General features: G+C 69.5%; 9 protein-coding genes. 3 read left to right on the forward strand and 6 right to left on the reverse strand.

Annotation, left to right across the window (positions count from 1 at the left end; all coding sequences use genetic code 11):
* Positions 1-389 precede the first annotated feature (389 nt).
* From QTN24_RS12640 to QTN24_RS12660, 5 genes are all read right to left on the reverse strand, one after another.
* Entirely contained in the window at positions 390-1,583 is a 1,194-nt protein-coding gene (locus QTN24_RS12640; RefSeq protein ID WP_124682610.1) for a class I SAM-dependent rRNA methyltransferase, read from the reverse strand.
* Between the two features lie 4 nt (positions 1,584-1,587).
* Entirely contained in the window at positions 1,588-1,896 is a 309-nt protein-coding gene (locus QTN24_RS12645; RefSeq protein WP_124682609.1) for a DUF493 family protein, read from the reverse strand.
* A 16-nt stretch (positions 1,897-1,912) separates the two neighbouring features.
* Positions 1,913-3,118, reverse strand: a complete 1,206-nt coding sequence (locus QTN24_RS12650; RefSeq protein WP_124682608.1) for a D-alanyl-D-alanine carboxypeptidase family protein — start codon at positions 3,116-3,118, stop codon at positions 1,913-1,915.
* A gap of 44 nt (positions 3,119-3,162) precedes the next feature.
* The gene (locus tag QTN24_RS12655; protein WP_313837481.1) at positions 3,163-3,807 is read right to left on the reverse strand and encodes an alpha/beta hydrolase; all 645 of its coding nucleotides are present in this window, start codon (positions 3,805-3,807) and stop codon (positions 3,163-3,165) included.
* A 76-nt stretch (positions 3,808-3,883) separates the two neighbouring features.
* Positions 3,884-4,204 carry a (2Fe-2S) ferredoxin domain-containing protein gene (locus QTN24_RS12660; protein WP_124682606.1) on the reverse strand — a complete coding sequence of 107 codons (321 nt, stop codon included), beginning with the start codon at positions 4,202-4,204 and terminating at the stop codon, positions 3,884-3,886.
* 473 nt (positions 4,205-4,677) lie between these two features.
* On the opposite strand from QTN24_RS12660, the gene QTN24_RS12665 reads away from it, so the two are divergent.
* The 3 genes from QTN24_RS12665 (at position 4,678) to QTN24_RS12675 (ending at position 9,493) form a co-directional block, all read left to right on the forward strand.
* Positions 4,678-5,967, forward strand: a complete 1,290-nt coding sequence (locus QTN24_RS12665; protein WP_124682605.1) for a dicarboxylate/amino acid:cation symporter — start codon at positions 4,678-4,680, stop codon at positions 5,965-5,967.
* Between the two features lie 142 nt (positions 5,968-6,109).
* A complete protein-coding gene (locus tag QTN24_RS12670; protein ID WP_313837483.1) occupies positions 6,110-8,137 on the forward strand; it encodes a sensor histidine kinase in 2,028 nt (675 codons plus the stop codon).
* A 33-nt stretch (positions 8,138-8,170) separates the two neighbouring features.
* The gene (locus QTN24_RS12675; RefSeq protein ID WP_124684990.1) at positions 8,171-9,493 is read left to right on the forward strand and encodes a sigma-54-dependent transcriptional regulator; all 1,323 of its coding nucleotides are present in this window, start codon (positions 8,171-8,173) and stop codon (positions 9,491-9,493) included.
* A gap of 350 nt (positions 9,494-9,843) precedes the next feature.
* Here QTN24_RS12675 and QTN24_RS12680 read toward each other — a convergent pair whose 3' ends face one another.
* The gene (locus QTN24_RS12680) at positions 9,844-12,045 is read right to left on the reverse strand and encodes an ATP-dependent helicase (protein WP_313837485.1); all 2,202 of its coding nucleotides are present in this window, start codon (positions 12,043-12,045) and stop codon (positions 9,844-9,846) included.
* Positions 12,046-12,051 lie beyond the last annotated feature (6 nt).

Below are 12,051 nucleotides of genomic sequence, written 5' to 3' on the forward strand. Positions count from 1 at the left end.
TGTGTGGGGGGGGGGGGGCGGCCCCGGGCGCGGGGGGGGGGGGGGGGGGGGGGGGGGGGGGGGGGGGGGGGGGTGGCCCCCCCCCCGGGGGGGGGGGTGGGGGGGGGGGGGGGGGGGCGTCGAGGCTCTGCTTGCCGACCTGTGGCAATTGGCACCGCCGGCCCTCTCCCCCGGCCCCTCTCCCGCGCGCGGGAGAGGGGAGGCAACAAGGCGCGATCGGCTTGCCCCACGCCCAAAAAAAACCCCGCTGCAAGAGCGGGGTGATTACCACGAAGACTGATAAGAAGAGACGGTCAGGCACCTGCCAATGCCTTACCGCGAGACGAATGTTAGAGGGCGTATGTGACCACCAGAAGACAGTTCCGAGGCAGTTCCGGTAAATCCGGGGCTCAGACCTTTTCCAGCAGCAGGCCCTTCAGGTATTCGCCTTCGGGGAAGGCTGCCGACATCGGGTGGTCGGTGCCCGCCGACAGCCGGCGCAGGATGCGGGCATCGGCGCGGGCGTCGGTGGCGGCGCCGGCCACGATCTTCTGGAACAGCTCCATGCTGATGGCGCCCGAGCACGAGTACGTGAACAGCAGGCCGCCCGGCCGCAGCAGCTGCATGCCCACAAGGTTGATCTCCTTGTAGGCCCGCGCGGCGCGGTCGATGTGCTGGGCCGATGGCGCGAACTTGGGCGGGTCCAGCACGATCAGGTCGAACTGGCGGCCCTCGGCGCGGAATTCGCGCAGCGTCTTGAAGACGTCGGCGTCCAGCCACGTGGCCCGGTCCGGGTCGAAGCCGTTCAGCGTCACGTTGCCGGCGGCAATCTTCAGCGCCTCGCCAGACGAATCGATCGACGTGACCGCCTTCGCGCCGCCGCGCAGCGCGGCCAGCGAGAAGCCGCCCGTGTAGCAGAAGCAGTTCAGCACCTCGCGGCCCTCGGCCAGGTCGCCCACCAGCTTGCGGTTGTCGCGCTGGTCGACGTAGAAGCCGGTCTTGTGGCCGTTGCGCACGTCCACGTAGTAGCGCACGCCGTGTTCGGTCACCGACAACTGCGGGTCCGGTTCGGCGCCGGCCAGCACGCCGGTCACCAGCTCCAGGCCCTCGCGCTGGCGCACGGCGGCGTCGGAGCGCTCGTAGACGTTCGGGCAGCCCGTTTCCTTGACCAGCGCCTGCACCAGCGCGTCCTTCCACTGCTCCACGCCGGCGGCGTTGAACTGGCAGACGAGCTGGCCGGTCTCGCCCTGGCCGTAGTAGTCGACGATCAGGCCCGGCAGGCGGTCCGATTCGCCGAACACCAGGCGCACGGCGTCGGTGTCGCGCACCCAGCGCTTGCGGTGCGCCATGGCGGCCGCCACGCGGCGCTTGAACATGGCGTGGTCCACCGGCTCGTTCTCGTCGAAGGTCCACACGCGCGCGCGGATCTGCGACTCCGGGCTGTAGGCGCCGCGCGCCAGGAATCGGCCGTCCGCGCTGCGGATGACCACGGTGGCGCCCGGCTCGCAGCGGCCCTCGGTGGAGGCGATGCCCGTGGCGTAGACCCACGGATGGCGCCGCAGCAAGGACTTTTCCTTGCCCGGCTTCAGGGTGATGACGTTCATGTGGCTACAGCACCACCTTGACCATCGGGTGCGACGTCAGCGCGCGGTACACGCTGTCCAGGTGGTCGCGGCTGGTGACCCAGACAGTCACGGTCAGCCCCAGGTAGTTGCCGTTGCGGGACGGGCGCATCTCCATCTTGCCGGCGTGGAAGTTCGGGTCGAACTCCTGCAGCAGCGTCACGATGGCCTCGGCAAAGCCGTCCTGCATCGCGCCCATGACCTTGATGGGGAAATCGCTCGGATATTCGATCAGCGACTGCTCGGGCGGGATGTCGCCCGGGATCAGCGGACCGTCTTTGGAATCTGTCGTCATGTCAGCACCTGAGGCGTTACTTGCGCTTGAACCAGAGGCGGATCGTATCCCACAGCCGGCCGAAGAAGCCGGCCTCTGGCACTTCTTCCAGCGCCACCACGGGGAATTCGCCCACCTTGTTGTTGCCGTCCATCAGCTTGACCGTGCCCACCTGCTGGCCGGCCGCGATCGGGGCGATCAGCAGCTCCTGGCGCTCCAGCACCGGCTTCAGGCGCCCGCCCGTGCCCTTGGGCACCGTGACGAACGTCTCGTTGGCCACGCCGATCTTGACCGTGCTGGCGCGGCCCTTGTAGATGTCGGGCGTGGCCAGCACCTGGCCCTTGTCGTACAGGCGCAACGTGTCGAAGAACTGGAAGCCGTAGTTCAGGATCTTCAGGCTTTCCTGCGTGCGGATCTGCTCGGACGCCGTGCCGATCACGATCGACACCAGGCGGCGCTGGCCGTTCGGCACGTTGGCCAGCGGGCGCTGGGCCGACGAGATCAGGCAGTAGCCGGCGGACTTGGTGTGGCCGGTCTTCACGCCGTCCACGGTCGGGTCGATGTACAGCAGGCGGTTGCGGTTGGGCTGCCTGATCTTGTTATAGGTGAACTCCTTCTGCGAGTACATCGCGTAGTACTCGGGGAAGTCCTTGATCAGGCGCGTGGTCAGCGTGGCCAGGTCCACCGCCGTGGTGTAGTGGTTCGGGTCGGGCACGCCGTCGGTGTTGGTGAAGTGCGTGCCCTTCATGCCCATGCGCTGGGCCTCGCGGTTCATCATCGCGACAAAGCCGTCCTCGGACCCGCCCACGGCCTCGGCCAGCGCCAGCGCGGCGTCGTTGCCCGACTGCACGATCAGGCCCAGCAGCAGGTCGTTGACGGTGACCGGCTTGCCGGCCTCGATGAACATGCGCGACTCATCGCTTTTGACCTTGCGCACGATCTCGGTGGGCGTCACGGTCTGGTCCAGCGTCAGGCGCTTTTCCTTGAGCGCCTCGAACGCCAGGTAGGCGGTCATCAGCTTGGTCAGCGACGCGGGCTCGATGCGCAGGTCGGCGTTCTGGGCGGCCAGGGCCTGGCCGCTGGTCACGTCGTACAGCATCCAGGACTTGGCGGCCACCTGCGGCATCGGCACGCCCTGCGCCAGCACGGCGGCGGGGGCGGCGGCAAGCGCGGCGGCGAGCGTCGCGGCAACGGCGACGGGAGCAAGGGCGGATGCGAAGTGCGGCGTGGCTCTGTTCAGCATATGCGGTTATCCAACGAGAAAAAGAGAAGCGCGGGCGGGACGGTTCACCGTTCCCACGCGCTGACGACAAGCTGCTTGATCAGGTGCAGCTTGCGATGAAAAAAGTGGTCGGCGCCGGGAATGACGATGACCGGCAGCTCCTGCGGGCGCGCCCAGTCCAGCACGCTGGCCAGCGGCACGGTGTCGTCCTGCTCGCCATGGATCACGATGGTGTCGGCCGGCACGGTGGCCACGTCCCAGCGGCTCGTGGCCGTGCCCACCAGCACCAGCCGCTGCGCGGGCGTGCCGGCTTCGGCCAGGCGGCGCGCCACGTGCGTCTGCACGAAGCTGCCGAACGAGAACCCGCCCAGCGCCAGCGGCAGCGCGGCCACGTCGGCCGACCACGCGGTCTGGGTGCGCATCCAGTCGATCGCGGCCAGCAGGTCGTCCTGCTCGCCCATGCCCTGGTCATGCTCGCCGGCCGTGCCGCCCACGCCGCGGAAGTTCGGCCGCACCGTGGCGTAGCCCAGCGCCACGAACGTGCGTGCCAGCGTCTGGGCCACCTTGTTGTCCTTGGTGCCAGCGAACAGCGGATGCGGGTGCGCCACGAGCGCCAGCCCGCGCACGGGTTCGTTCTGGGGCAGATCGATCGAGATGTCGATGGCGCCGACGGGGCCGGCGATGGTGGTGACCTGGGTATGCGCGTTCATGGTGACGGGGCAGGAGGAACAACGGCACAACAAAAAACCGGGCATCGGACCCGGTACGGCCTGCGGGTACGCGGCTTCAGCGATCCACCATCAGGCGCTCAACGGGCTTGCCGTTGACCAGATGGCTGTCGATGATCTCGTCGATGTCCTGCTCGTCGACGAACGTGTACCAGACGGCCTCGGGGTAGACCACCAGCACCGGGCCGAGTTCACAGCGGTTCAGGCAGCCGGCCTTGTTGATCCGCACGCGGCCCTCGGCGCCGGCGATGCCCAGCGCCTTGCAGCGCTTCTTGGCGTATTCCTGCATGGCCTGGGCGTTGTGGTCGGCGCAGCAGGCCTTGCCGTCGTCGCGCTGGTTCAGGCAGAAGAAAACGTGGTGTTTGTAGTAGCTGCTCATGGCGGCGAACGGAACTGCGCGGCGCCGGGGCCATGGAGCGGGCACCGGGACACGGCGTGAATCGGGGAAGGTCGGAATTATACGTGCTCGCGCCACGCGTTCCCCGCCGCGCCGGTGCCCGGAAATCCGGAATGGCCGCCATCGATCGATGCCGGATGCCACCCGCCGGGCCCCGGTCGGGCGTGGTGGATGCCTCCGGCGACACTTTTCGGCCGAAACCCTGCCGGCCGGGCGCCCCCCCCGCGTCCGGATCCCCGGAGCCGGCCATTCCGGAATTCCGGAATCCCGGAGCAGTGGGGCCGTACCGCCGCCTCGCTTTCCTTGCAAATCAACGACTTGGCCGCGCCACGCCCCGTGGCACGGCCGTTGCAAATAGTTACGTCCAGACGCGCCCCCCGGCTCCTCCGGGCCCAGGCGCGCAACGTGGACGCCGCCGAGCGTCCGGCACCGGTCAAAACACCGAGGAAGACATCATGAGGAAACCCTTCTACAAGATCCTGTACGTGCAGGTGCTGGCGGCCATCGCCATCGGCATCCTGCTCGGCCATTTCGCGCCGGCCACCGGCGTGGAGATGAAGCCGCTAGGCGACGCTTTCATCAAGCTGATCAAGATGATCATCGGCCCGATCATCTTCTGTACCGTGGTGTCCGGCATCGCCGGCATGCGCGACATGAAGAAGGTGGGCCGCGTGGGCGGCAAGGCGCTGCTGTACTTCGAGGTGGTTTCCACGTTCGCGCTGCTGATCGGCCTGGTTGCCTCGCACGTGCTCAAGCCCGGCGTGGGCTTCAACATCGACCCGGCCACGCTGGACACCAAGTCGATCTCGCAGTACGTGTCGAAGGCGCACGGCCAGAGCACGGTCGAGTTCTTCATGCACATCATCCCGGACACGATCTTCAGCGCGTTCGCCAACGGCGACATCCTGCAGATCCTGCTGGTCTCGCTGTTCTTTGGCTCGGCGCTGGCCGTGGTGGGCGACCGCGCGCGCGTCATCCACGAGATGGTCGACCAGGTGTCGAAGGTCTTCTTCCACATCGTCCACGTGATCACCAAGGTGGCCCCGATCGGCGCGTTCGGCGCCATGGCGTTCACCATCGGCAAGTACGGACTGGGCTCGCTGGTGCCGCTGCTGAAGCTGATCGGCACGTTCTACTTCACCGCCATCGTGTTCGTGCTGGTGGTGCTGGGCACCGTGGCGCGCTTCACGGGCTTCTCGATCATCCGCTTTGTCGCGTACATCAAGGAAGAGCTGCTGATCGTGCTGGGCACCAGCTCGTCGGAGGCCGCGCTGCCGCACCTGATGGAGAAGATGGAAAAGCTGGGCTGCTCGAAGTCGGTGGTGGGGCTGGTGGTGCCCACGGGCTACTCGTTCAACCTGGACGGCACCAACATCTACATGACGATGGCCGTGATCTTCATCGCGCAAGCCACCGGCATCGAACTGACGCTGCTGCAGCAGCTGACCATCCTGGCCGTGGCCATGGTGACGTCCAAGGGCGCCAGCGGCGTCACCGGTTCCGGCTTCATCACGCTGGCGGCCACGCTGGCCGTGGTGCCGACCATCCCGGTGGCCGGCATGGTGCTGATCCTGGGCATCGACCGTTTCATGAGCGAATGCCGCGCGCTGACCAACATCATCGGCAACGGCGTGGCCACCGTGGTGGTGTCGGCCTGGGAACGCGAGCTGGACCGCGCCCGCCTGAACCGCGTGCTGCGTGGGGGCGGCGATGACAGCGTCGAACTGGCAGACGCCAACGCCTGACGTGACCTCCGGGCCCGCCGCCGGCACCCCCGCCGGGCGGCCCCAGCCGGGCGCGGCTGGCCCGGGCCCGCATCCCGCTGGCCAGCCCCACCCGGGCGCCGGCCAGCGAGTATCATCGGCGCGACAGCTCCCCCGCGCGCCGATGCCCCATTCCGACGACTTCCTTGCCGTGCACGATTCCGCTGCGCCAGGCTCCGTGCACGCGCCGGAGAACCCCGCGCGCTGGTGGCGCTTTGCCGTCCTGCTGGTGGCGGGCCTGCTGGCGCTGTGCGCGCTGACGTGGCTGGTGTCCGTCCAGCGCGGAATCGCCGCGCTGCAGCAGTCCACCGCCATGCGGGCCGACCGCTATGCCGGCACGCTGGAATCCACGCTGGACCGCTACGAATTCCTGCCCGCGCTGGTGTCGCTGCACCCGTCGGTGCGGGCGCTGCTGGCCGCGCCGCAGGACGCCGCGCGCATTGCGGCGGTCAACGACTACCTGTCCGAGGTGAACGGCCGCGCCCGCGCGTCGGCCACCTACGTGATCGCCGCCAACGGGCTGGCGCTGGCCGCCAGCAACCACGGCGAGCCGGGCAGCTTCGTCGGCACCGACTACCGCTTCCGCCCGTACTTCCAGATGGCCTCGCGCGGCCAGGTGGGCCGCTTCTACGCCATTGGCGTCACCAGCGACGAGCCCGGCTACTACATCGCCCAGCCGATCGAGGCCGGCGGCAAGGTGATTGGCGTGACCGTCGTGAAGCTGAACCTGGAGTGGTTCCAGCGCGCCGGTTCGGGCCGTGGCGAGCCGCTGATGGTGTCCGACGACCATGGCGTGATCTTCCTGTCGTCGGTGCCGGGCTGGCAGTACCGCACGCTGCGCCCGCTGCCGCCCGCGCTGCAGGCCGAAATGCACCGCACGCGCCAGTACCACGATGTCGACGTCACGCCGCTGCCGCTGCAGCCGCTGACGTCGCCGGTCATGCGCTGGCTGGCGCGCAACACGCTGGCGGACAACCAGCGGCTTGTGCGCGTGGGGCCGACGGACCGGGGCGGCGCCGATGCCGCCGCGTCGGAGGCCGCGCCGGACGGCATCGACGGCATCGGCTGGAGCCTGGCCGAACTGTCCGGCGGCGGCGCCGACCGCTACCTGGAGATCAGCCGCGCGGTGGGCCCGGCCGGCTGGAACATGCAGGTCATGGCCCCGCTGGACCCGGTGCTGGCCAACGCCCGCAGCGCGACGATCGGCGCGGCGCTGGCCTACGCGTGCGTCTGCCTGCTGCTGGTGAACCTGCGCCAGCGCCGCCAGCGCGCGCGCGACATGCTCTACAGCCGGCGCCTGCTGGAGGCCGCCTATGACGAGCTGGAGCGGCGCGTGGAAGCCCGCACCGCCGACCTGATGGCCATCAACGAACAACTCGAAGCCGAGGTCGCCGAGCGCACCCGCGCCGAAAGCGAGCTGCGCGCCACGCAGGACGAACTGGTGCAGGCCAGCAAGCTTGCCGCGCTGGGTCAGATGGCCGCCGGCATCACCCACGAACTGAACCAGCCGCTGGCCGCGCTGCGCACGTTTTCGGACAACACGCGCGTGCTGCTGGAGCGCGGGCAGCTTGACGCCGCCACGGGCAACCTGTCGGCCATCGCCGACCTGACCGAGCGGATGGGCAAGATCACGGGCCAGTTGAAGCTGTTCGCCGGCAAGGCGCGCCCGCGCCGCCACGCGGTGGCCGTGCGCGCGGCGGTGGACCATGTGCTGCAGCTCATCGCGCCACGCCTGGGGCCGGTGGCGCTGACGGTGCGCGGGCTGGACGGCGACGCGGGCGACCTGGCCGTCTGGGCCGACGAACTAAAGCTGGAACAGGTCCTGCTGAACCTGGTGGGCAACGCGCTGGACGCCATCGCCGCCCAGGGCCGCCCCGACGGGCGCGTCGGCATCGACATCGACGCCGACGCCGAGCGCGTGCGCATTGCCGTGCACGACAACGGCACCGGCATCGCCCCGGACGCGCTGCCGCACCTGTTCGAACCGTTCTATACGACCAAGGAGATCGGTCAGGGGCTGGGCCTCGGGCTGGCGATCTCGTCGTCGATCGTGCGCGAATTCGGCGGCCAGCTCGTGGCCGGCAATGCCGCGGGCGGCGGCGCGGAATTCGTGGTGACGCTGCGCCGGGCGCGCCAGCCGGTGGCGGCGTAGCGCGGTGTGATGGGGATAAAGGACATGATTGCGATGCAAGACGGGCTGCGGGTGCTGTTTGTCGAGGACGAGCCGCTGGTGCGGCAGGCCACGGCGCAGAGCCTGGAACTGGCCGGGTTCGCGGTGCTGGCGCTGCCATCGGCCGAGGCGGCCATGCCGCACCTGGCGGCCGACTTCCCGGGCGTGCTGGTGACCGACGTGCGGCTGGGGGGCGCCAGCGGGCTGGACCTGCTGCACCACTGCCGCAACGTGGCGCCGGGCGTGCCCGTGATCCTGGTCACCGGCCATGGCGACATCACGATGGCCGTGCAGGCGATGCGCGAAGGCGCCTACGACTTCATCGAGAAGCCGTTCGGCGCCGACCGCCTGACCGACACCGTGCGCCGGGCGCTGGAGCGCCGCGCGCTGGAACTGGAAAACGTGGCGCTGCGCCGCGAACTGGCCGGGCCGGCCGCCGGCACGCGGATCATCGGCCGGTCGCCGGCCATGGCCCAGGTGCGCGACCTGATCGCCAACGTGGCCGAGACCGACGTGCCGGTGATGATCAACGGCGAGACCGGCACGGGCAAGGAACTGGTGGCGCGCAGCCTGCACGCGCTGTCCACGCGCCGCGACGCACCGTTCATCGCGCTGAACTGCGGTGCCGTGCCCGAGGCCATCTTCGAGTCCGAGATGTTCGGCCACGAGGCCGGGGCGTTCACCGGCGCCGGCAAGCGCCGCATCGGCAAGCTGGAGCATGCGTCGGGCGGCACGCTGTTCCTGGACGAGATCGAAAGCATGCCGCTGGCGCTGCAGGTGAAGCTGCTGCGCGTGCTGCAGGAGGGCACGCTGGAGCGGCTGGGCTCGAACGCGTCGCTGCCGATCGACGTGCGGATCATCGCCGCCGCCAAGGGCGACATGGAGGGGCTGGTCGCGCAGGGCGCGTTCCGGCAGGACCTGCTGTACCGGCTGAACGTGGTCACGATCCCGCTGCCCCCGCTGCGCGACCGCCGCGAGGACATCGTGCCGCTGTTCGAGCATTTCATGCTGGTGGCCGCCGTGCGCTACCAGCGGCCCGCGCCGATCCTGTCGGAAATGCAGCGCCAGCAGCTCATGCAGCGCCCGTGGCCCGGCAACGTGCGCGAACTGCGCAACGCGGCGGACCGGCTGGTGCTGGGCGTACCCGAAGGCGGCCAGGCCGCCCGCACCGAATCCGCCGACGAAACCACCCCGCTGCGCGAGCGCATGGAACGCTACGAACGCGCCGTCATTGCCGACACACTGGCCCGCACCGGCGGCGCGGTCAGCCAGGCAGCCGACCTGCTACAGGTCGGCAAGGCCACGCTGTACGACAAGATCAAGCGGTACGGGCTGTAGGGGCTGCCGGGTTTGCTCCCCTCGCCGGCATCGCGGGAGAGGGGTTGGGGGAGAGGGCAAGGCGGTGCAAATAGCCACCGTGGCATCTCGACACGCCGGCCCTCACCCCCAACCCCTCTCCCGCAGGCGGGAGAGGGGAGCGAAAACCCAGCGAAAACGCTGGCCTGGCTCCCGGGTTTCTCCCCTCTCCCGCATCGCGGGAGAGGGGCCGGGGGAGAGGGCCAGGCGGTGCAAATAGCCGCCGTGGCATCTCGACACGCCGGCCCTCACCCCCAACCCCTCTCCCGCAGGCGGGAGAGGGGAGCGAAAACCCAGCGAAAACTCAGCGAAAACGCTGGCCTGGCTCCCCGCTACTTCCACATCCCGCGCATCCGGCTGGCCAGGTCGACCTGGGGCAGCGCGGGCTTGGGTTGGCCTTCGCCAAGCATGGGCGGGGGCGGCCAGGACCGGCTGTAGAAATTCGGCATCACGCGGTTCGGCAGGAAGCGCGTGCGCGACGCGTAGACGTGGCGGTCGCCGAAGCCCACCTGGTTGTGGACGTAGAAGCGCTGCGGCACCACCACGTCCAGATGGTCGCGCGCGCGGGTCATGGCCACGTACAGCAGGCGGCGTTCCTCCTCGATTTCCTCGGTGGTGCCGGTGGCCAGGTCCGACGGCATGCAGCCGTCCACGGCGTTGAGCACGTAGACGGCTTTCCATTCCTGGCCCTTGGCCGAATGGATCGTGGACAGGATCAGGTAGTCCTCGTCGCGCGACGGTACGCCCGATTCGTCGCTCGATGCGCTGGGCGGGTCCAGCGTCAACTCGGTCAGAAAGCGCTCGCGCGAGGCGTACGTGGCGGCAATGCGCTCGATCTGCTGCAGGTCGGCCTGGCGCGCGGCGGCGTCGTCGTGCATGCGTTCCAGATGCGGCTGGTACCAGGCGATGACCTGCTCGAACTCCGACGGCCACGGCGACGCCGGCGCCATCAGCGTGCGCGCCAGCGCCAGCAGGTCGTGCCAGGCGGGCGCGGCCGCGGGCGGGGCTTCGAACGCCTCCAGCGCCACCAGCGGCTCGGTGGCCGCTTCCAGCCCTTCCAGCACGCGCGCGGCCGTCTTGGGGCCGATGCCGGGCAGCAGTTGCAGCGTGCGGAAGCCGGCCATGCGGTCGCGCGGGTTTTCCAGCCAGCGCACCACGGCCATCACGTCCTTGACGTGGGTCGATTCCAGGAATTTCAGGCCGCCAAACTTCACGAACGGGATGTTGCGGCGCGCCAGTTCGATCTCCACCTGCGCGCTGTGGTCGGCCGCGCGGAACAGCACGGCCTGCTGCATCAGCGCCAGCCCGGCCTCGCGGCGCGCCAGGATCTGCTCGACGATGTAGCGCGCCTGGTCGGCCTCGTCGTTCACCACCACCACGCCCGGCTTTTCCGCCGACTCGCGCAGCGACCAGAGGTCCTTGGTGAACCGTTCGGCGGCCAGCCCGATCACGGCATTGGCGGCCTGCAGGATCGGCTGCGTGGAGCGGTAGTTCTGCGACAGCGTCACCTGCTGCGCGGCCGGCGTGAACTGCGCGGGGAAATCGAGGATGTTGCGCACCGTGGCGCCGCGGAAGGCGTAGATCGACTGGGCGTCGTCGCCCACCACGGTCAGGCCGCGGCCGTCGGGTTTCAGCGCCAGCAGGATCGACGCCTGCAGCGCGTTGGTGTCCTGGTATTCGTCGACCAGCACGTGGTCGAAGCGCGCGCCCATGTCGCGCGCCAGCGCGGGCTCGGTCATCGCCTGCGCCCAGTAGAGCAGCAGGTCGTCGTAGTCCAGCACCTGCTGCTTCTGCTTGGCCTCGACGTAGGCGGCGAACAGCGTCTTGAGCGCGTCGGCCCACATCGCATAGCGCGGGAACTGCGTCTTGAGCACCACTTCGATCGGCAACTGGGTGTTGACCACGCGCGAATAGATTGCCAGGCAGGTTTCCTTGCGCGGGAAGCGCGACGCCTGCTCGGACAGGCCCAGGTCGTGGCGCACCACGTGCATCAGGTCTGCCGAGTCGCCACGGTCGCTGATCGTGAAGGTCGGCGCCAGGCCCAGCGTCTCGGCGTACTCGCGCAGCAGCCGGGCGCCGATGGCGTGGAACGTGCCCGACCACTGCAGTGCCGCGCGGCCCGCGCCGGACTGGATGCCCAGCGCCTGGTCGACGATGCGCTCGACGCGGCGCCCCATCTCGGCGGCGGCGCGGCGCGAGAACGTCAGCAGCAGGATACGGCGCGGATCGGCGCCGCCGACCACGAGGTGCGCCACCCGGTGCGCCAGCGTATTGGTCTTGCCCGACCCCGCGCCGGCGATGATCAGCAGCGGGGCGTCGCCCGCGTATGTCACGGCGGCGCGCTGTTCCGGGTTCAGCTTGGACAGATAGGCGGGCGCCTCGGACGCCTCGGACGAACCGGCCCCGGCCGGGGCGTGGGCATCGGGGGCGGCTTCCGGGGCGTTATCCGGGGCAACTTCGGGGACGAGATCCGGCAACACGGCGCGATGGTATTGGGCGGGATGAGAAAAATCTGGCGCCCACTGTATATCCATACAGCT

This window comes from Cupriavidus sp. SZY C1, assembly GCF_032190535.1.
Lineage (GTDB): Bacteria > Pseudomonadota > Gammaproteobacteria > Burkholderiales > Burkholderiaceae > Cupriavidus > Cupriavidus pauculus_C.

Coding starts and splice junctions, on each gene's coding strand:
- QTN24_RS12670 (WP_313837483.1), top strand. CDS start 6,110: ATGCCCCATTCCGACGACTTCCTTGCCGTGCACGATTCCGCTGCGCCA.
- QTN24_RS12675 (WP_124684990.1), top strand. CDS start 8,171: ATGCAAGACGGGCTGCGGGTGCTGTTTGTCGAGGACGAGCCGCTGGTG.
- QTN24_RS12660 (WP_124682606.1), bottom strand. CDS start 4,204: ATGAGCAGCTACTACAAACACCACGTTTTCTTCTGCCTGAACCAGCGC.
- QTN24_RS12640 (WP_124682610.1), bottom strand. CDS start 1,583: ATGAACGTCATCACCCTGAAGCCGGGCAAGGAAAAGTCCTTGCTGCGG.
- QTN24_RS12645 (WP_124682609.1), bottom strand. CDS start 1,896: ATGACGACAGATTCCAAAGACGGTCCGCTGATCCCGGGCGACATCCCG.
- QTN24_RS12680 (WP_313837485.1), bottom strand. CDS start 12,045: ATGGATATACAGTGGGCGCCAGATTTTTCTCATCCCGCCCAATACCAT.
- QTN24_RS12650 (WP_124682608.1), bottom strand. CDS start 3,118: ATGCTGAACAGAGCCACGCCGCACTTCGCATCCGCCCTTGCTCCCGTC.
- QTN24_RS12665 (WP_124682605.1), top strand. CDS start 4,678: ATGAGGAAACCCTTCTACAAGATCCTGTACGTGCAGGTGCTGGCGGCC.
- QTN24_RS12655 (WP_313837481.1), bottom strand. CDS start 3,807: ATGAACGCGCATACCCAGGTCACCACCATCGCCGGCCCCGTCGGCGCC.